Source organism: Cytobacillus oceanisediminis, from assembly GCF_003182355.1.
GTDB lineage: Bacteria > Bacillota > Bacilli > Bacillales > Cytobacillaceae > Cytobacillus > Cytobacillus oceanisediminis_A.
Genome location: NZ_QGTW01000010.1, coordinates 64403 through 82684, shown reverse-complemented (window position 1 = coordinate 82684; position 18282 = coordinate 64403). Strand labels below are relative to the sequence as shown.

General features: G+C 40.9%; 20 protein-coding genes. 5 read left to right on the top strand and 15 right to left on the bottom strand.

The genetic code is table 11. From position 1 onward, the window contains the following. Nucleotides 1-42: 42 nt before the first annotated feature. Entirely contained in the window at nucleotides 43-1170 is a 1128-nt protein-coding gene (gene gpr, locus DFO73_RS18010) for a GPR endopeptidase (RefSeq protein ID WP_110066103.1), read from the bottom strand. 269 nt (nucleotides 1171-1439) lie between these two features. Between gpr and rpsT the strand changes: the two genes are divergently transcribed. Further along, nucleotides 1440-1706, top strand: a complete 267-nt coding sequence (rpsT, locus tag DFO73_RS18005) for a 30S ribosomal protein S20 (RefSeq protein WP_110066102.1) — start codon at nucleotides 1440-1442, stop codon at nucleotides 1704-1706. A gap of 79 nt (nucleotides 1707-1785) precedes the next feature. Here rpsT and holA read toward each other — a convergent pair whose 3' ends face one another. Then, nucleotides 1786-2826: a DNA polymerase III subunit delta gene (gene holA, locus DFO73_RS18000; RefSeq protein ID WP_110066101.1), complete on the bottom strand. Its 1041-nt coding sequence runs from the start codon at nucleotides 2824-2826 to the stop codon at nucleotides 1786-1788. A gap of 305 nt (nucleotides 2827-3131) precedes the next feature. Between holA and DFO73_RS17995 the strand changes: the two genes are divergently transcribed. Next, nucleotides 3132-3266 (top strand): YqzM family protein, encoded by a 135-nt coding sequence (locus DFO73_RS17995; protein WP_019382872.1) that lies wholly within the window; start codon nucleotides 3132-3134, stop codon nucleotides 3264-3266. A 350-nt stretch (nucleotides 3267-3616) separates the two neighbouring features. Here DFO73_RS17995 and DFO73_RS17990 read toward each other — a convergent pair whose 3' ends face one another. The 3 genes from DFO73_RS17990 to DFO73_RS17980 all read right to left on the bottom strand — a co-directional run bounded on the left by DFO73_RS17990 (nucleotide 3617) and on the right by DFO73_RS17980 (nucleotide 7355). After that, nucleotides 3617-5935 carry a DNA internalization-related competence protein ComEC/Rec2 gene (locus DFO73_RS17990; RefSeq protein WP_110066100.1) on the bottom strand — a complete coding sequence of 773 codons (2319 nt, stop codon included), beginning with the start codon at nucleotides 5933-5935 and terminating at the stop codon, nucleotides 3617-3619. Between the two features lie 81 nt (nucleotides 5936-6016). After that, a complete protein-coding gene (locus DFO73_RS17985) occupies nucleotides 6017-6580 on the bottom strand; it encodes a ComE operon protein 2 (RefSeq protein WP_110066099.1) in 564 nt (187 codons plus the stop codon). Nucleotides 6581-6710: 130 nt separating this feature from the next. Beyond that, nucleotides 6711-7355 carry a helix-hairpin-helix domain-containing protein gene (locus DFO73_RS17980; protein WP_258309571.1) on the bottom strand — a complete coding sequence of 215 codons (645 nt, stop codon included), beginning with the start codon at nucleotides 7353-7355 and terminating at the stop codon, nucleotides 6711-6713. Between the two features lie 83 nt (nucleotides 7356-7438). Between DFO73_RS17980 and comER the strand changes: the two genes are divergently transcribed. Continuing rightward, entirely contained in the window at nucleotides 7439-8263 is an 825-nt protein-coding gene (gene comER / locus DFO73_RS17975; protein ID WP_110066098.1) for a late competence protein ComER, read from the top strand. Between the two features lie 117 nt (nucleotides 8264-8380). On the opposite strand, the gene DFO73_RS17970 is transcribed toward comER, so the two are convergent. The 8 genes from DFO73_RS17970 to DFO73_RS17935 all read right to left on the bottom strand — a co-directional run bounded on the left by DFO73_RS17970 (nucleotide 8381) and on the right by DFO73_RS17935 (nucleotide 13820). Continuing rightward, a complete protein-coding gene (locus DFO73_RS17970; protein WP_110066097.1) occupies nucleotides 8381-9145 on the bottom strand; it encodes a class I SAM-dependent DNA methyltransferase in 765 nt (254 codons plus the stop codon). Beyond that, complete coding sequence (gene rsfS, locus DFO73_RS17965; RefSeq protein ID WP_110066096.1) at nucleotides 9142-9498, bottom strand: ribosome silencing factor; 357 nt, start codon at nucleotides 9496-9498, stop codon at nucleotides 9142-9144. Before rsfS ends, DFO73_RS17970 begins: the two co-directional genes overlap by 4 nt. 4 nt (nucleotides 9499-9502) lie before the next feature. Then, nucleotides 9503-10069 carry a bis(5'-nucleosyl)-tetraphosphatase (symmetrical) YqeK gene (gene yqeK / locus DFO73_RS17960; protein ID WP_110066095.1) on the bottom strand — a complete coding sequence of 189 codons (567 nt, stop codon included), beginning with the start codon at nucleotides 10067-10069 and terminating at the stop codon, nucleotides 9503-9505. Next, a complete protein-coding gene (locus DFO73_RS17955) occupies nucleotides 10059-10628 on the bottom strand; it encodes a nicotinate-nucleotide adenylyltransferase (protein ID WP_110066094.1) in 570 nt (189 codons plus the stop codon). The genes yqeK and DFO73_RS17955 overlap by 11 nt, the downstream gene beginning before the upstream one ends. A 42-nt stretch (nucleotides 10629-10670) precedes the next feature. Continuing rightward, on the bottom strand, nucleotides 10671-10961 hold the full coding sequence (gene yhbY, locus DFO73_RS17950; protein WP_110066093.1) for a ribosome assembly RNA-binding protein YhbY: 291 nt from the start codon (nucleotides 10959-10961) through the stop codon (nucleotides 10671-10673). Continuing rightward, on the bottom strand, nucleotides 10961-11794 hold the full coding sequence (gene aroE, locus DFO73_RS17945; protein ID WP_110066092.1) for a shikimate dehydrogenase: 834 nt from the start codon (nucleotides 11792-11794) through the stop codon (nucleotides 10961-10963). Before aroE ends, yhbY begins: the two co-directional genes overlap by 1 nt. Nucleotides 11795-12194: 400 nt before the next feature. Next, the gene (gene yqeH / locus DFO73_RS17940) at nucleotides 12195-13301 is read right to left on the bottom strand and encodes a ribosome biogenesis GTPase YqeH (RefSeq protein WP_110066091.1); all 1107 of its coding nucleotides are present in this window, start codon (nucleotides 13299-13301) and stop codon (nucleotides 12195-12197) included. 3 nt (nucleotides 13302-13304) lie between these two features. Then, nucleotides 13305-13820: a YqeG family HAD IIIA-type phosphatase gene (locus tag DFO73_RS17935; RefSeq protein WP_110066090.1), complete on the bottom strand. Its 516-nt coding sequence runs from the start codon at nucleotides 13818-13820 to the stop codon at nucleotides 13305-13307. 530 nt (nucleotides 13821-14350) lie between these two features. Between DFO73_RS17935 and DFO73_RS17930 the strand changes: the two genes are divergently transcribed. Beyond that, the gene (locus DFO73_RS17930) at nucleotides 14351-14491 is read left to right on the top strand and encodes a sporulation histidine kinase inhibitor Sda (protein ID WP_026584554.1); all 141 of its coding nucleotides are present in this window, start codon (nucleotides 14351-14353) and stop codon (nucleotides 14489-14491) included. 284 nt (nucleotides 14492-14775) lie between these two features. Here DFO73_RS17930 and DFO73_RS17925 read toward each other — a convergent pair whose 3' ends face one another. Next, entirely contained in the window at nucleotides 14776-15552 is a 777-nt protein-coding gene (locus DFO73_RS17925) for a phosphatidylserine decarboxylase (protein ID WP_110066089.1), read from the bottom strand. A 184-nt stretch (nucleotides 15553-15736) separates the two neighbouring features. Between DFO73_RS17925 and pssA the strand changes: the two genes are divergently transcribed. Beyond that, nucleotides 15737-16276 (top strand): CDP-diacylglycerol--serine O-phosphatidyltransferase, encoded by a 540-nt coding sequence (pssA, locus tag DFO73_RS17920; RefSeq protein ID WP_110066088.1) that lies wholly within the window; start codon nucleotides 15737-15739, stop codon nucleotides 16274-16276. A gap of 38 nt (nucleotides 16277-16314) precedes the next feature. On the opposite strand, the gene DFO73_RS17915 is transcribed toward pssA, so the two are convergent. Then, on the bottom strand, nucleotides 16315-18114 hold the full coding sequence (locus tag DFO73_RS17915) for a M3 family oligoendopeptidase (RefSeq protein ID WP_110066087.1): 1800 nt from the start codon (nucleotides 18112-18114) through the stop codon (nucleotides 16315-16317). Nucleotides 18115-18282: the final 168 nt, after the last annotated feature.

Here is an 18282-nt window from a genome sequence, read left to right as displayed (position 1 = left end):
TAAATGTTATGACTTTGCTAGAGAAGATAGAACAAATAATTTCTATCTAGTATAAAAACCGGCATTATCCTGGTTCACTTTTTGATGGAGCGCTGCGTTCAAGCCATTGGCTATAAGGTTTGACATATCCTCAATAAATACATCAACTTCCTTCGGTGTAACCATTAGATTGTGGCCGAGCGGGGAAAGCACTTCATAGATAAGCCTTCGCTTTTCATCTTCAGGCAGGGTGCCAATCATGCCTAAAAAGGTTTTTCGGTGGTGTTCCTCAGGCAAATCTTCCTCAGTCAGCTTTCTTTTTTCCCCAAAGGTCATGCCAGCCGGCGCAAGTGACCGGGACGGACGGTCTCCCTCCCTCATTTCTTTTCCAAAATGCTTTAGAATAAAATCAATGGTGTCGCTTGTTATCGACACGGCATCCACAACAGTAGGTACTCCTATTGCGATTACTGGTATGCCCAATGTTTCCTTGCTGATTTCCTTCCGTTTATTTCCCACACCGGATCCGGGATGGATGCCTGTATCCGATATTTGGATCGTGGAATTAACTCTTTCGATTGAGCGGGAGGCAAGCGCATCTATCGCAATGACAAAATCAGGCTTTGTTTTTTCAACAATTCCATAAATTATGTCGCTTGTCTCAATACCAGTTAACCCCATAACGCCAGGGGATATGGCGCTTACCGGACGATAGCCTTCTTCTACGCTTTCAGGCTGCAGCTGATAGAGATGCCTGGTAACCAGCAGGTTTTCACAAACTTGCGGTCCCAATGCGTCAGGAGTGACATTCCAGTTTCCAAGGCCGACTATTAGGCATGAGGCGTTCTCTTTTATCCCCAATTGCTTAATGAACTGGGAAAATTCACCTGCAAAAACAGATTCCACTTTTTTTTGCAGTTCGGTATCCTGCTGACGGATGCCCGTCACTTCAAGTGTCAAATATTTACCTTCCTTTTTTCCTAATGCCTCTGCACCTTGTTTTGTCACTTCTACAAAAGAAATCTTTATATCGTTCTCTTCTTTCTCCTTTATTATAACGCCCTCAATTTGCGAAAGGTTTTCCTGCTCGTGGACATTGTCTTTCTGCCTGTCCGCTATGACCATTTCCCTTGCTTCAATCGCTAGATCCGTTCGGACCGAGTACTTGCTTAAATCTATTGATTCCTTCAAGTTAATCCCTCACATTCTCTGCTTATTTGGTTTTATGGAAAATAACCCATAATATACTAGAATTCGGATATGTACTATCATTGCCTTCAAAAGGCAAAAACATGCATAGGATGATTTATCTTCATAACAGAATTGCAATCAGCAATTTTAATTACAGAGTATTGCATTATGGCCTCGTGTTTGATAGAATATCACTTGTTCTTAATTATTGTTAATGAATGTGAATGTCGAGTTATAGAATCTCGATGCTTTTTCAGGAGGTGAATGGAATGCCAAACATTAAATCTGCTATTAAGCGTGTTAAAACTAGCGAAGCTCGTAACGCTCATAACGCTACAATCAAATCTTCAATGCGTACAGCTGTTAAGAAAGTTGATGCTGCAATCGTAAACAACGATGCTGCTTCTGCAACTGAATCTTTCGCTGATGCTGCTCGTAAACTAGACAAAGCTGCTGCAAAAGGTCTAATCCACAAAAACGCTGCTGCTCGTAAAAAGTCTCGTTTAATGAAAAAAATGAACTCTTTAAACGCTTAATGTTTAAAGATATCGGCTATCTTTAAGGGATAGCCTTTTATAATGCACAAAAAAGCGGTCCTTGTCAGGACCGCTTTTTTTATTGCGTATTTTTTTGCAAAGCTTGGCTTTGAAGGCGAAACAGGAACATTTCAATCAGCATGGTTTTATTCATGCCCCCGGTTTTCATTTGGTAATCTGCGTCTGCAAGCAAGCTCATAATGACCGTTAGTTCTTCATCGCCAAAAAGCTGCGCCTGCCCCGCAGCCAGCTTAACGCGAAATGGGTGGATTTTTAAATAGCCAGCGATCTGCTGCTGTCCATACCCCCGTCTGGCAAGCTCTTTTACCTGGTATATTAGCCTGAACTGGCCGGTTATCACGGATAAAATTTTAATCGGTTCTTCATTTTGCTTTAATAAATCATAATAAATTCTTAATGCCTCTTCTATTTTGCGATGGACAATTTTATCCACAAGAGAGAAAATGTTTTGTTCCAGTGACCTTGAAACCATCTTTTCAACCATCTGTTCGTCAATTCGCTTTGTATCACTTGCATATAGAGCCAGCTTATCAATTTCACTAGTCAGAATAAACAAGTTGGTACCTGCCAGGGTCAATACCAGTTCAACTGCAGCTTCATTAATCTGGACTCCGTTTAATGCCGCCCGTTCCCTGATCCATGTTTTCAGCTCACCTTCGTTCAGCTTCTTAGCTTCGAGCACAGCTGCCGTTTTCTTTAATTGTTTTGTTAATTTTTTCCGATCATCCAGCTTTTCAGAGGAGGCTGACAAAACCACAACCGAGTATGGCGCAGGTTCCTTAATATAGGCTTCAAGCTTAGCCAGATTATGCTCTATTTTCGCTTTAGACTTTTCAGAAGTTAGAAATACTGGGTTATGTAAGAAAATCAGCCTTCGTTCCCCCATAAAAGGGAATGTTTCGGCATCTTCAAGCGCTGTATCGATCGGTGTTTCCTCAAGGTCATAAGAGGATAAATTAAAGTCAGCTTCCTCTGGGCTTAACACATGATTGATCAGCAGCTGTTTTGTTTCGTTTATAAGATAGGGTTCCGTTCCATATAATAAATATATAGGAGCAAACCGCTTTGCTTTTATTTGTTTCCATATATCAAAAACCAATTTCTTTCGCTCCGTTCACCTTGCATTTTATTCTCTTTCTATCCTAAAGAAGCTCAAGCGTTTTGACAAGTTATACATAAGAAATTGGCGCCCGCTATGAACGCCAATTCCTGATCTATATAGAACGCCGCTCCCTGAGACCCGGGATACTCAGGAAGCTGCGGTGCACCCTTTGTTTTATTATTTTCCCCTTTATGTTTAGCCTTATTTGTGACAACTCTTGTTAATGCAGGAAAAGGACCGGGGAACGCTAGATTTTTTTAATTGAATGTCTTATACTATATAGGAAATAGGAGGGGTAGACTGTGAACGAATTTGAAAAGAACGTCCAAAGCAAACGAAATGATGCTATCGACTCTGGTGTAGGATTTATCGTATCATTTGGTTTCTTCGCAACATTATTTGTTATTGCAACAGTCATTAAATTTTTAGGAGCTTAATGGCTACATAAAGTGAAACTTCCATCAGTGGGGTTTCTTCCTCCCCCACTGATGGATAGTTGAGGCCTTCACGATGCGGGTCACTCAGACGTTGCCACAGGACGTGGCGCCATTTGTCTGAGTTCAGATAATCGGGCCTTTACGGGCAGTTTATCTCTACTTATCCTTACTTGTTTTTCTTGAAGTCTTAATGTGGGGGTATTACTGTACGTTAGTCTGCGATAAAGTGACTAAAAATGAATGGCCCAGGCCAAAACATTGAGGCTGCATACTTGCAGTCTCTTTTTCATTTTTCGAGGTATTTGTGAACCCTTACATAAATAACTGGCTTAAGTACTTTCTAAGATATACTATGGAAGCTGAACATAAAAGGTTCCTGAATTTCCTTTAAAAATATAGGTAACCGCTCCATGCTCATCCGTTCTTAAAATTCGAATATTCCTGCTGGCAAGCCTGGAAATTACATCCGTATGGGGATGCCCATAACGGTTGTTTTCCCCCGCCGAAATGATGGCAATCTGCGGCAAAACGCTTGAGAGGAATAGATCTGTAGAAGAGGTTTTACTTCCATGATGCCCTGCTTTTAATACATCAATTTTTAAGTTGGGATAAGTCTGAACCAGCCTTTTTTCTCCTTCTGATTCAAGATCTCCGGTAAACAGCCAGCTTAAACCGCCCAATTTGGCATATAGCACAATGGACCCGTCATTTCTCTCTATTTTCACTCCTTCTGGAGGAGAAAGTATTTGAAAAAGGCTTTCTCCCTCAGTCCATCTGTCTCCAGCTTTACTGTATAAAACTTTACTATTGCTCTTCTTTGCCTTATGAATAAGTTCTTGTTCGAACTCAGAAATCTCACTGGCTATCGGCAGTATAACGGCTTTAACCCGTATTTCGTCGATGACCGCTGCAGCTCCGCCAATATGGTCCATGTCCCCATGCGTCAAAATAAGCTTATCAATAGTACTGATTCCTTTGCTCTTAAGAAAAGGGACAACGGTATCCTTCCCTACTTCATATGGATCATTCCGCATTTTCCATTCTTCTGTTTGAAACCTGACTGTGCCGCCTGTATCAATTAGATAGTTCCCTTTTCCATAGGGAAGCTTAACCAGTATGCTATCACCCTGTCCGACATCAATAAATGTGACTTCTCCATTTGGGGAGATAGCAGTCGTAAAGAAATGAATCATTACCGCAAGTAAAGGGAGTAAACAACTTAAAAGAAACGGTTTTTTGCCTTTTGCCGTTTCCCATGAGCTGAAAAAAGCAGGTATGATGAAAACATATAGAAGCAGGACTAGTACTGAAGGACGGCCCAAAACAAGAGATGTATAAGGGATCCCTGAAAGTTTTTCAGCTAGATAATCAATTAAATTTATAAATTTATCAAAAGGGATAAGCAAAAAAGCGGACTTCCCGCCCATTAACAAATGAAGGAAGAAAAGAATTAATATTACCGGCAGAACAAGAGATGAAAACATTGGGACAAAGATTAAATTAGCAAATACGGAAATAATGGACACTTCAAAGAAATGCCAAAGCAATATCGGGATTGCTGCAATTTGGCAAATAAAGGACACAGCCAAAATGATGGCAAATGGACTGGAGAATCGTTTTAAGATAAGCGGAGCTGATAGGATGAGTGATAAGCTAACAGCAAATGAAAGCTGAAAGCCGGCATTAAACAGGATATGAGGGGAAATAAAGAGATAGATAATGAACACAATAGCGAATACATCAATAATCAGGACAGTTAATTTTAACTTCCTGGCAAACAATACTAAAAGCATCATAAAAACAGCTCGGATGACAGATGGTGCTGCACCTGTGATAAGGGCGTATCCTGGCAAAATCAGGATCAGCACGCTCGTCATTTTCTCCCTCGTTATCCCCGCACGAATCCCAGCAAGAAAAAACATGCCAGCAAGCAATCCCACATGAAGACCGGAAATAGCAAGCAAATGGATGATTCCCAGTCTCTGATAAGATTCGAGGATGTCATGATCAATGAAGTCTCGATCTCCAAATATGAGGGCAACCGCTATGGAAGCAGTCTTTTCAGGAAAATGCTTCAATAGGTAACTTGTTCCCATTTCTCTAATTTTTAAAAGTAATAAAGGGAGGCTGTTTTCACGGTTACTGCAATCGGAGAGGAATAGCTGCTTAATTTCGAGGATCCAGAAGATTTTGTTATGATTGAGGTACTCTTTATAGCTGAACGCGTTGGGGTTTTTGGCTGTTGGCGGGATCTGCAAGTTTCCGCTTACCTTGCATGCCAGTCCCACCCGCAAATAGCTGCTGAGGATTTTTTCTTCTTTTTCGGATTTAATTTTATATTTAGCCATTAACCTTTCATTTGAAACCGTTTCAACAAGGACCGTGAGTTGGTCTCCATCTATTCTAACAGCTTCTTTAATCCTTACTTCAAAAAGAGTTTCGTCGCCAGCAAGTTGGGTTACATTTTGGTCTTCTGCTATTACGCTTCGAAAGAGAAAGAAAAGGAAGATGATTAATAGCAGTCCAGATTGCTTTTGGGTAAGGATATTTCTTTTATAGAACAGAAAGGCTGCTATAATCATAATGAATATAAAAACAGCCATTTTAAAAAAAGCTGTTAATATTCCAAAAAACGAGGCAGCAGCTACATAAATCCATCTGCCTTTCATTAAATTTGCTCCTTTGCTATAGTTTAATAGAATGCAGGAATAAAATCAGCTTTTTCCGCGGGTTCTACTCCTGCAAATAAATTAAGGATTAAATAGCTTGTCCTTTTTTTCTTTGTAACCTTTCAATAATTCCTGATTTGTTCCGTTCTTCTCAAGCTCGTTCATCAATTCCTCAATAAAATCGTGTTTTTCTTGCCTTCTTCCATCAAATGAAACCTTTTCAGCTTCAACCTGGACAGTTTTAACCCCTGCCTTCTCAAAGAGTTCAATCCCATAAGGGTGATTTTTGTAGTCCTGTGCGTAGTAAACCGTTTTAATACCTGCCTGGATAATAGCTTTACAGCATTGAAGGCAAGGAAAATGTGTTACATAGATTTCTGCATCACTTGTAGGCACACCGAATTTGGCACATTGCAATATCGCATTCATTTCTGCGTGGATGGTGCGAACGCAATGGTTATCAATAACATAGCAGCCTTCATCTATGCAATGTTCCCCGCCTGTAATCGAACCATTATATCCACCCGCTATGATTCTCTTATCCCTGACAATTGTTGCGCCTACCGCCAATCTTGTACATGTGCTCCTTAGAGCCAGCAAATGGCTTTGAGCCATAAAGTATTGATTCCAGGATATACGTTCCATCTTGTCTGCCTCTCCCTTCCATTTTTCCGCAAGCTGGTACCAGCCGCTGCTATAATCTTGTGGGAAATATTCATTTTCTCCCCATAAGTTTAAGCCCCAAATGATATAAGGTCAATGGAAGGAAGAATTTCTATTTTACCTTTATCCGCTCCTTCAGTTTTTCAAAGGTCTTATCTCCTATCCCTGGAATTAATTTCAGATCCTCTATAGCCTTAAATGGTCCATTTGTTTCCCGGTGCTCAAGAATGGCAGCAGCCTTGGACGGACCGATACCGGGCAGCGTCTGCAATTCAGCTTCAGTTGCATTATTCAGATTAATTTTCCCATCATTTTGCTGGACTGATATAGAAGTGATTCCCTCAGCTCCATTCGTTTCAAAAAGTCCCTCTCCTTCTCCGGGAATATAAATAACCATTTCATCAGATACCCTTAGAGCAAAGTTTATTTGATTGCGATCAGCATTTTCCATCAGCCCTCCTGCCTTTTCCAGGACATCAATAATCCTGTCGCCCTCCATTGTTTCATATACACCCGGCTTTTTAACTGCTCCTTTCACATCGACTTTAATAGCTTGTTGCTGCCCTTCTGCCGGGGGTTCATCTTCAAGGCCGTTTGGGACACTGTCCTCCCTTTCTGCTAATGCCGGATGATCAATTTCGGGAAGGGCTTCTGTTTCTTGAGGGGGCATGAATAAATAATATAGGAGGGCACACATTGCAAGCGTGCCTCCAAAAAAATATAGTTTATTGCTCTTTATCCATTCGGCCACAAACATCCTATCCTTTCTTTTTGGCATAAATGTTTTTTACAACACATATCGTTATACGAGAGAGCTGCTTTTGAAGGAGGGATGGAACAATGAAAATCGGAATCATTGGTACAGGTAATATGGGGAGAATATTGACAGAGGCATTCCTCGACGGAGGAGCCGTTTCCCCTTCCTCCATGACTATTACCAATAGGACAATTAGGAAAGCGATGGAGATAAAGGTAACTTACCCTGAAATTGCGGTTGCGGAAGATGCCAGGGAGACTGCGCGGCACTCTTCTCTTATTTTCGTATGTGTAAAGCCTCATGATGTTTATGATGTGATTCAGGATATCCTGCCGTTCCTGTCAAAAGATAAGTGTGTGGTATCAATCACGAGCCCTATAAGTGTAAAACAGCTAGAATCAGTATTACCTTGTTCTGCTGCGAGAGCTATTCCCAGTATAACGAATCGGGCTTTATCGGGAGTCTCATTATTATCATTTGGGGAACAGTGCCAGGAGGAATGGAAGAGACGAATCAAGAAGCTTTTTGAGAGTATTTCCACGCCAGTATCTATTGAGGAAAAGATTACAAGAGTTTCTTCTGATATCGTCAGCTGTGGACCTGCCTTTTTCAGCTATTTAACACAGCGCTTCATCAACGCTGCAGTTTCAGAAACAGAAATTGACCAGGAGACTGCCACTAAGCTTGCAGGCGAGATGCTAATCGGGTTGGGGGATTTGCTAAAAAAAGGGTTTTATACTTTGCCGACATTACAGGAGAAAGTATGTGTCAAAGGAGGAGTTACCGGAGAAGGAATCCGGGTGCTTGAAAGCGAACTTGGTGAAGTATTTGAGCATTTGTTCCAGGCAACACATTCGAAATTTGACGAGGATCTTATACAGGTAAAAAAACAGTACACACTTCAATAATAATTCTTTATCAGGGCATTAAAATCCTCCTTATTCAAAATAAAAAATTATAGCCAGATTGCCTATTCGCAATCTGGCCATTTGTTTATCATGGTTTTTATTTATGGAGCGAAAAAATTATTTGCCTTTAGTAACTGCACTTTTCCTGCAGATAAAAAATATCCGTTCTGCCTGGCTGCCCGGAGCAGTATCTTCAAAATCAGCTGAAACCTCCAGCAGCTCAAAGCCGCATTCCCGGAGCCATCCCTCATAGCTTTCAACAGGGTAGGTCCGCTGAAAATGAAGTTCATCATAACGATCATATTTTTCTGTTGCTTCATCCAAAACGAAAAAGGAGAGATCATGCTCAACAGAGTTGGGGTATTCCCCCTGATAGCTATGCCAAATATAAGAAATTTCTTCATCATTTTCAGCAAATGTCTGGTTCATAAAGATTTGCATCATTTTATAAATGGAATGGACATCAAATATAAAGAGACCATCGTCTTTCAGGTGTCCATGAACACGCTGAAAGGTTGCTTGCACCTCTGATTCTGTCTCTAGATAATTTAATGAATCACAAAAAATCCCTATAATATCGAATTCTCCAAAGCCTTCTAGTTCAGCCATATTTTGTTGATAAAAAGGAATCCGCAGGCCGTTTTGTTCCGCCTTAGCTTGGGCTACAGCCAGCATATCCCCGGACAAGTCCACACCAGTAACCTCATATCCCTGTTTTCCAAGCCTAATCGAAAGCTGACCTGTTCCGCATGCCAGATCAAGCAGTTTTTTGCCTGAAATACTAAACTTTTCCACCTTTTGGCTGATTAATTCCACCCAGCTATCATATGGTGCATCTTCCATTAGCTGATCGTAAAGATATGCGAACTTACCGTAGCTCATTGATTAAGCATGCTTTGGACGCTTTCAACAGGCGCATCGCCCCAAAGCCTTTCCAAGTTATAATAGCTTCTTTCGTCACGATGGAAAACATGGGCAACAACATCCCCCATATCCACAAGAACCCACCTTGCCTCATCAAAGCCTTCCATTCTTTTCACATTGAATCCTTCTTCTTCTGACTTCTCTTTCATTTCCCGCGCAATGGCCTGTACCTGTTTATCAGAGTTCCCATGGCATATAATAAAGTAGTCAGAGATTAAGGAAATGCCTTTCATATTTAAGATGGTAATATCCTCTGCCCTTTTATCATCAGCTGCCTTTACTGCAGTTTTCAGCAATGTATTCTCGCTCATTCAATCAATCCTCCGTTTTCATTAAAAGGTCATTATAAGTATGGAAGGTAGCCGGAAAAACTGGCTGCCCCTTTTTTACTAAAAACATAATCGTATTTTGTACAGATTTTATTAGTGCTTTATCCAGACTGGACTCGGCCAACTCTCGCACTTCTTCAACACCTGGGAAATGCCTTCCGGGCTCAATATAATCAGCAAGGTAAATAACTTTTTCAAGCAAAGTCATCCCTGTCCTTCCGGAAGTATGGTATCTTATTGCGTCGAGAACTTCGCAATCAGTAATGCCTGCTTCTTTTTCAGCCAAATAGGCTCCAACCGGAGCATGCCAAAGCTCACTATTGTAATCAAGAAGCTCAACAGGCATGCCATTGCTTATAATGATTTCCTTCATCTCATCTTTGGGCCGAAATTTGGCATAGTCATGGAAGATTGCAGCCAGTTCTGCTTTCTTTCCATCTGCACCATACTTTTCCGCAAGCTTTATGGCTGTTTCCATAACACCTATAGTATGGAGAAAGCGGTGTTCGGTTAATTGTTCCTTAACAATTGCCAGGGCCTTATCACGATTCATATAAATGATTCTCCTTAATATATTTCCTAATTGAATCAGGGACTAGGTAGCGAACCGTTCCGCCTTCCTTCAGCCTGCTTCTGATCATACTGGATGAAATACCTATTTCCGGAACCTCCGAATAAAGAATGGGATAGGAAGTCTGGTGATTGTATGATGGCCTTTTCACGCCGACGAAAGTAACCATTTTAAGGAGTTTATCAATGTTGTGCCACTTAGGCAAATACTCTACCATGTCAGCCCCGATAATAAAGTAAAACTGCTTGTGAGGATAGTTTTCCTTTAAAAGCATAATCGTATCATAGGTAAATGAAGGCCCTTGCCTTTCGAGCTCAATCAGTTCCAATTTGAACTTTGGATGAGCATCCACTGCAAGCTTTAGCATTTCTATACGGTCACGGTTGCTGGCAGCATTGGATTTCTCCTTATGAGGCGGTTCCTGGTTCGGCATAAACCAAACTTCATCCAAGTCTAGTGAGCACAAAACCTCATTTGCAATAATAAGATGTCCCATATGAGGAGGATTAAAGGTGCCTCCCAGTATACCTACTTTGTCCACTTTCGCCCCTCCGTTTCTGTATGCCCGAATAGAAAGTATCTTCTAAGGAAGTTCGATTTGTTTGTTTTCTTTAGATTCTTTATATAAAACAATAATATTCCCAATAACTTGGACAAGCTCGGCTTTTGTGCCCTTTACCAGCTGCTCTGCAACCGTATCTCTGTCATCTTCACAATTTTGCAGGATAGTGACTTTTAATAATTCACGGGCCTCCAAGGCTTCTCCTACTTGCTTAATCATGTTTTCATTAACCCCGCCCTTGCCAACTTGAAAAATTGGGTTTAAATGATGGGCTTTAGAACGTAAAAAACGTTTTTGCTTTCCTGTTAGCATTATAATCCTCCCAGTTGTTTTAAGACTTTATCTCTCATTCTTTTTATATCCGGTTCAATGCCAGTCCATTTTTCGAATGCCAATGCTCCCTGATAAACAAACATATCCAGTCCATTTTGGATTCCGGCACCCTTATTACTAGCTTCCCGCAAAAGCAGTGTTTCAAGCGGATTGTAAATAATATCGCTCACAAAGGTTCCGGACTTAAGATTATGTATGGAAAGCGGACTCTTTTGGATGTCCGGAAGCATGCCAATTGGCGTGGTCTGAACGATTAGATCATATATCTCCAGATTTTTCTCAGCTTCCTGTATATCCAAAGCCCGAGCGGGGACAGGATAAGGACAATCCTCCACGATAAGATCAGCTTTAGATACAGTCCGGTTGCAGATTTCCAGTAATTGGGGCCCTTCTTTTGCCAATGTGAAATAGATAGCTCTTGCAGCTCCACCGGCACCAACTATTAAAACCTTCTTATCTCTTACAGTCGAAATTTCCTCCAGCAAACCTTTTACATAACCGCTTCCATCTGTATTATAGCCTTTAAGCCTACCGTTATGGTTTACGACCGTATTGACAGCTCCAATGGCCTCTGCCAATGGATCCAGTTCATCCAAAAGAGGCATTATTGCCTCTTTGTGCGGTACAGTAATATTAAATCCTGATATTCCTATCGCCCTGAGCCCTCTTATCGCATCCCCCAGGTTTTCTTTTTTTACATGGAACGGCTGGTAATGGGCGTCGATGCCATAAGCATGAAATAGATCATTATGCATGGCAGGCGACATCGAATGTGATATTGGATCACCTATAACACCAAAAAGTTTTTTCAAATTCCTCTCCCCTTTTGAAAAGCGTAAGGCGCCCGCCTATGAGGGACGCAGACTAAAAGTGCTAAGTCCTTCCTAAAGCTGTCACTTTTGGTCGTGCAATAAAAATGCTGACGCAGCGTCCCTTGTCCTGCGGCCCTCAAGCTTAAGACAAGCTGCAGCAGAAGGCGTTTTTTGCCTTCAGAAGCGATTGTACGAAATGTAGAGGCGACTGTTCAGGGACGACAAGCATAAGGGGATTCCTGTAAGAAGGTGATTTTCCCTTCTGAAAGGAAGCGATTTATGACCTCGAGTCCCTTAGAGCCTCAACTAGCCACGCTTAAGACCTCAAGCCGATGGCACCTGGAGCTAGACTGTTTTCAAACATAGAAAGTACATGATTCTTTTGATGACCGGATATATATTATATCAAAGACTTTCTCACTAATGCATGAACGCCTTTCGGAACATAAGCAGCTACCTTTGCACCTGCTTCGTTTACTGTAATCCACCCAAGCCCGGAAAAAACGATATCTGTTTTCGGTTCTTTAATTGTAAACTCATGCCTAACAAGTTCTGGAAAAGTATCCATCTGTTCCTTTCTTGGAGGGGTGAGCATTTCTCCTGCATGGTTTTGATATAATTCATCAGCCTTTTCCATTTTTGTGCGATGTATATTAATTTCGTTAGAAAAATGGCAAACAAATGAACTGCGGCCTCCTGAAATAAAATCAAATCTTGCGAGCCCTCCAAAGAATAGCGTCTGCCCTTCATTTAACTGGTAAACTTTAGGCTTAATTTCCTTTTTGGGTGTAATAACCTTTAAATCCCGCTTATCGACATAGTGTGCCATCTGATGATGGTTTATAATACCTGGTGTATCGACCAGAGCTTTTCCATCCGATAGAGGAATTTCAATGATGTCCAATGTTGTACCAGGAAAATGAGAAGTGGTGATGATATCTCCTTCACCGGTTACTTCTTTCAGGATCCGGTTAATGAAGGTAGATTTCCCAACATTTGTACAGCCAACCACATACACATTTTTACCTTCACGGTACTGGTCAATAGCAGCTGCAACCTCAGTGATGAAATGGCCTTTCGCAGCACTTACCAAAAATACTTCTTCAGGCTTTAAGCCAAGCTGTTTTGACTCCTGCTTCATCCAATTAATCAGCTTATTTGTTTTCACTGATTTCGGAAGCAAATCCACCTTGTTTCCGACAAGAAGAATTTTATTGTTTCCAACAAAACGGTGCAGCCCTGGAAGCCAGCTTCCATTAAAATCAAAGATATCAACAATCTTGACGATGAGCGCATCACTTTGTCCAATTTCGTTCAGGATTTTCAGGAAGTCGTCATCAGTCAAGCTTACATCCTGCACCTCGTTATAATGTTTTAGCTTAAAACAGCGCTGGCATATAATCGCTTCTTTTTGCAGCGCTGATTGAGGGGCATAGCCTATCTCTTCAGGTTCTTCCGTTTGAATTTTAACCCCGCATCCTATACAAATAAATTGCTCTTCACTCACTATTTAATCCTCCCACTGAATCATTCCCTTTTTTCTAAACCAATTTAAAATTCTTCTTTCAACTAAGCGATTAAATTTTGTAACGAATCCATCTGTTTGTGCAACAGGCACAACCAAAATAGTATGGAAGCCGCTGCGGTTTCCGCCCAGTACGTCCGTCAGCAATTGGTCGCCAATGACCACAGTTTCTTCTTTTTTAAGCCCCATTTCTGATAGAGCTCTTAGAAAGGCCCGTCCCATTGGTTTTCTTGCCTGATAAATAAACGGAATATTAAGAGGGTGGGAAAATGCCTTAACACGACTTTCATTATTGTTTGATACAATTGTTACCTTTATATTGCTTTGCTTCATTTCTTCAAACCAGCTAATCAGCTTGGGAGTTGCATTCGGCCTGTCCCATTCCACTAAAGTATTGTCCAGGTCCGTTATAATTCCTTTAACACCTTTTTCCTTTAAACTTTGCGGAGTTATCTCAAAAATGCTTTTCACATGCTGGTCAGGCAAAAAATGCTTTAACACTATATTTACACCTCAATCATTATTCGTATTGTCCATTTTTCCATATTATTGTTCGCAAAAGACAATTACCGATTACATCATAACCAATTTTATCCGCTCTTTCAAAACAAACACCAATATGCTTCCACGAAAGTGCTAAATAAGTACATATCCACACCAATACAGCCAGAAATTTTCCAGCGGTACTATTTTATACGATTCCACAAAAAGCTGAAAGACACTCAAACAAAGGGAAATTCCACGTAGAACATAGGTGATTTTACCTAAATTTAAAAATTTTTCGACAAAATCCAACTCCCTTTGATAGCTGTGGATAACTTTATGCACATAATCCAATGTGATTCTTATACTTTTTCCCTTTTTATAAACAAAATAATCACAGGTTATCCACCACCACCTGTGGATAACAGAACAGTTGTTCTAATCGTTTAATTTTGCTAGAGTAGGGGTACAACATAAAATCTTACATTATATGTATAAAAATAATCAGTTAGAACCGTATATTTCTTTTTCCTGGAGGTGGGGCAGGCATGCGCAAATTGTCAGATGAATTACTTATTGAATCCTATCATAAAGCAAGGGAACTGCAGCTCAGCAAAGACTTCATCCGTTTAATAGAAACAGAAATCCACCGGCGCTCATTATCCAACAGAATAAAAGTCTCTTCTTAAAAAGTACAAGCCCTGAACAGGGCTTTTTTTTTTCTATAGGCTATGTGGTTAAATCTCATTGTTGATTTTGGCACTCTGTCCATTAGAGCGGAAGGCGCGAGATCCTCGAAGAACATTCCCACTTCCTTCGTGCGGTGTTTGCTCAAGGCTGCTTATTCAAAGTCCTGCCGGTGAGCCGAGTCAAAGGGAGACTCCGAAGGCTTATTGCTTGAAGAGCGTCGGACCACCCGCGGTTTGCTGAGCACCTAGAGCAGAAATCAACAGACATGTTTAACATAGCCTTTCTATAAAATATTTCCAATGCGCTCTCCCACTCTTATGTGAGCCGGTGCCTTAATGGATGGATTAAGTTCAAACCTTCCTCTCTCGAATAGAAGGATGACAGTTGAACCGAATGAAAAATAGGCCATTTCCTTTCCCTTTTCCAGCTGATCTCCTTCATGGATAAGCTCAATGGAATTAACAAACATGGCACCCACTTTTACAATTGCGATAGATGCAGTTCCACGCATTACCTCTGTAATGCTTCGATAATTCTTTGAAAGGGTACTCCTTCCATATTTCAATCCCCATTTGTTCACCGGATAGGATTTTGAACCGAGTACCCATTGGTCTGCTACCTTTCCGGTTACAGGGCTGTGGATACGGTGATAGTGGCTTGGGCTTAAGTAAAATATCATATAAGTGCCATCAGTATATTTTTTTGCTTTATACTCACCCAGCATCTCTGAGATGGAGTAGTCTTTTCCTTTCACAGTAATGATACGGCTGGATTGAATGCTCCCTATATCCTCAATAACAGCATCTACAGGGCTGACAACCGAATCAGGGCTTTCATCTGTGATTCGTGCCCCTTCTTTTAACCTCCTGATAAAAAACTCATGAAGAGAAGGGTACTCCTTTAATTCTCTTTCCATCTCACTCTCATTTATGTTATAGATCCTTGAAAATGAAGGAATAGCCCACCTGCTCCATTTTGATCGTGCAAATCTTTGCAGCAGTGCGGATGTCCATCTCCGATTTGTAAGCTCAATCATCAGGCGATATAAAGACTTAATCAACTGGCAGGCCCCCTCAATGAAATATGTTCTTTACGAACAGGCATAAAAACCATAGAATAAAATATTATTATATAACAAATTAAACTTAGTTTGCCACAAACTCCCCTGCTTTGCTATCCTTTTTTAGAATATGTATATCTGTCAACCCCGCTGCTATCCCTTTGACTTACAAGGAGTGTATAAAATGTTTTTATCTGATGTTCTTGATTTAACCTTCAAGAAGCTAAAGGCACAGACAGCCAATGTTCTGACACTGGCTAATTTGTCTTTAGGAGGCTTCGCCATTTTATTTGCTATTAATGAAAATCTGAATTTAAGTGTCCTGCTTATCTTTGTGGCAGCTCTTGCTGACCGCTTTGACGGCATGGCAGCAAGGAAAATGAATATTGAATCGGATTTGGGAAAGCAGCTTGATTCTATGAGTGATATCATATCTTTTGGAGTTGCTCCTGCCCTTTTAATGTATCAGGGGATATTGTATGGATTTGGGGTACCTGGTTCGTTCTTCACAATCCTTTATATCGGGTGCGGAGCTTTTCGGCTTGCACGGTTTAATATAAGCGAAAATAACGGCTATTTTACCGGTCTTCCCATTACAGCTGCAGGCTGCCTTGCTACATTAAGTTTTCTTGCTGTGCCTTATTGGCCCGAACCTTTTTTCCTCTTTTTCATGCTCATCCTTTCTTTTTTGATGATAAGCCCTTTCAAGCTTAAAAAAATGTAAAAAAGAGCCGTGCTCACTGAGCGCGGCTGCTTTCATTTTTATTTGTTTTCTGTTAATGAAAGGAACTCTTCTACATCATCAATACACAATTGAACTGCACTTTCCCAGAATTCCGGCTTTGTTAAGTCAGCCTTTAGATGTTTCATCGATAAGTCCTCAACCGTCATGGAAGCCGTATCTTTTAATAAAGCTATATATTTTTCCTCGTATCCTTTCCCTTCCTTAAGAGCCTGAGCATAAATGCCCAGTGAGAACAAATAGCCAAAGGTGTACGGGAAGTTATAGAATGGCACGCCTGTAATATAAAAATGCAGCTTCGAAGCCCAGAAAGATGGATGGTACTCATCCAGTGCGTTTCCATACGCTTCTTTCTGCGCTTCAGCCATCAGCTCATTCAATCGTTCTGCACTCACATTGCCCTGTTTTCTTTCTGTATAAAAACGGGATTCAAATAGGAAACGGGCATGAATGTTCATTAGAAGCGCTACCGATCTTTGAACCTTTTCTTCCAGAAGTGCAAGTTTTTCCTCTTCTGACTTGGCATTTTTAACCGAAGCATCTGAAACGATCATTTCAGCGAAAGTTGATGCTGTCTCCGCTACATTCATGGCATAGCTGCGGTTCAATAAATGGAGGTCTCTCATCGCATAAGTGTGGAATCCGTGTCCAAGCTCATGTGCCAAGGTAGAAATGTTAGATGGTGTTCCGGAATATGTCATAAAGATTCTTGACTGGCTGCTTTCCGGGAAGTAGGTATGGAAACCGCCTGGAGCCTTTCCAGGGCGATCTTCTGCCTCAATCCACTTATCTTCAAATGCCTTTTTGGAAAAAGCCGTCATTTCCTCCCCAAAAAGAGAAAACTGTTCCAGGATAAATTCTGCGCCCTCCTGGTAGGATACTTTTGTCTCTGTCTTGCTAAGAGGTGCATCCAGGTCATACCAGCTTAATTTTTCAATGCCCAGAAGCTCTGCCTTTCTATTCAGGTATTTAACAAGAGGCGCTTTATTCTTTGAGATAACCTCCCACATTGTATCCAGGGTTTCTTTTTTCATTCTGTTTAAATCGAGGGGCTCTTTCAAGAAATCCTCCCAGCCTCTTAATTTATAAACATTTAATCTAAATCCCCCCAAGTGGTTTAAGGTCTTAGATAGATAATCTGCCTGTCCGCTCCATGCCTCTTCCCACTTTTCAAAAACTTCCTTGCGGAGAGCTCTGTCGGGGCTTGAAAATTTATTTGCTGCCTGGCCTACAGAAAGCTGCTTATCCTCTCCATTTTCACGGATCGGAATTTTAATATTCCCGACAATAACATCGTACATTTGGCCCCAGCCATGGTATCCATCGATCGCTAGAGCATTAATCACAGATTCTTCTTCCTGGGATAGCTTTTCTGCTGCACTCTCACGGCGTTCAGTTAATACAAAAGCCAGTTCATTCAAGCTTTCGTCTTTCAGTATTTCAGTCCATACTTCCTGACTATAACCCGCAAGCTTCTGATCAAAAATTGTTAAAGCAGTTTGGAAAGATGCACTCAGCTCAGTGGTTGATCCTCTAAGGGCTTTTGCCTTCTTATCTTCTGTATTTTGAGCCTGAAGGCAGCTGACAAAGGCTCCTGCCTGGCGAAGCTTTTTAGCCGTTTGCTGGAATAAATCTATAAACTCGCTGATTGCCTGTGCATCTGCAGCTGAATTAGAAGGCTGCCATTTATGTACCTGATTATAGAATGAATCGATATGTTTTCTTGTTTCTTGCAAATGCTTTCCGAACTCCTCTGAAGCACTTCCGCCATTAAAAAAAGCATCCAAATCCCAAACTGTCGAATATACTTTAGCAGTCATGATTTTCCCCCTGTAAAATAATATTTCGTATATAGAAGTATTATAATGTAATTTTTCCGAAATTTCTATCAAAATGGCAGAATAGTTCTTTTTTAGGCAATGAGCCTTAACCTGGCCATAAAAAAAGACAGAAGGACGATGGATTTAAGATATTTAATCCCAATAAAA

What these genes read in the sequence shown, in the direction of transcription:
- rsfS (WP_110066096.1), bottom strand. Translation starts at nt 9,498, where the DNA reads ATGAGCGAGAATACATTGCTGAAAACTGCAGTAAAGGCAGCTGATGAT.
- DFO73_RS17970 (WP_110066097.1), bottom strand. Translation starts at nt 9,145, where the DNA reads ATGAGCTACGGTAAGTTCGCATATCTTTACGATCAGCTAATGGAAGAT.
- yqeK (WP_110066095.1), bottom strand. Translation starts at nt 10,069, where the DNA reads ATGAATCGTGATAAGGCCCTGGCAATTGTTAAGGAACAATTAACCGAA.
- pssA (WP_110066088.1), top strand. Translation starts at nt 15,737, where the DNA reads ATGTTTTTATCTGATGTTCTTGATTTAACCTTCAAGAAGCTAAAGGCA.
- yhbY (WP_110066093.1), bottom strand. Translation starts at nt 10,961, where the DNA reads ATGCTAACAGGAAAGCAAAAACGTTTTTTACGTTCTAAAGCCCATCAT.
- comER (WP_110066098.1), top strand. Translation starts at nt 7,439, where the DNA reads ATGAAAATCGGAATCATTGGTACAGGTAATATGGGGAGAATATTGACA.
- rpsT (WP_110066102.1), top strand. Translation starts at nt 1,440, where the DNA reads ATGCCAAACATTAAATCTGCTATTAAGCGTGTTAAAACTAGCGAAGCT.
- DFO73_RS17985 (WP_110066099.1), bottom strand. Translation starts at nt 6,580, where the DNA reads ATGGAACGTATATCCTGGAATCAATACTTTATGGCTCAAAGCCATTTG.
- DFO73_RS17990 (WP_110066100.1), bottom strand. Translation starts at nt 5,935, where the DNA reads ATGAAAGGCAGATGGATTTATGTAGCTGCTGCCTCGTTTTTTGGAATA.
- DFO73_RS17980 (WP_258309571.1), bottom strand. Translation starts at nt 7,355, where the DNA reads ATGTTTGTGGCCGAATGGATAAAGAGCAATAAACTATATTTTTTTGGA.
- DFO73_RS17915 (WP_110066087.1), bottom strand. Translation starts at nt 18,114, where the DNA reads ATGACTGCTAAAGTATATTCGACAGTTTGGGATTTGGATGCTTTTTTT.
- DFO73_RS17930 (WP_026584554.1), top strand. Translation starts at nt 14,351, where the DNA reads ATGCGCAAATTGTCAGATGAATTACTTATTGAATCCTATCATAAAGCA.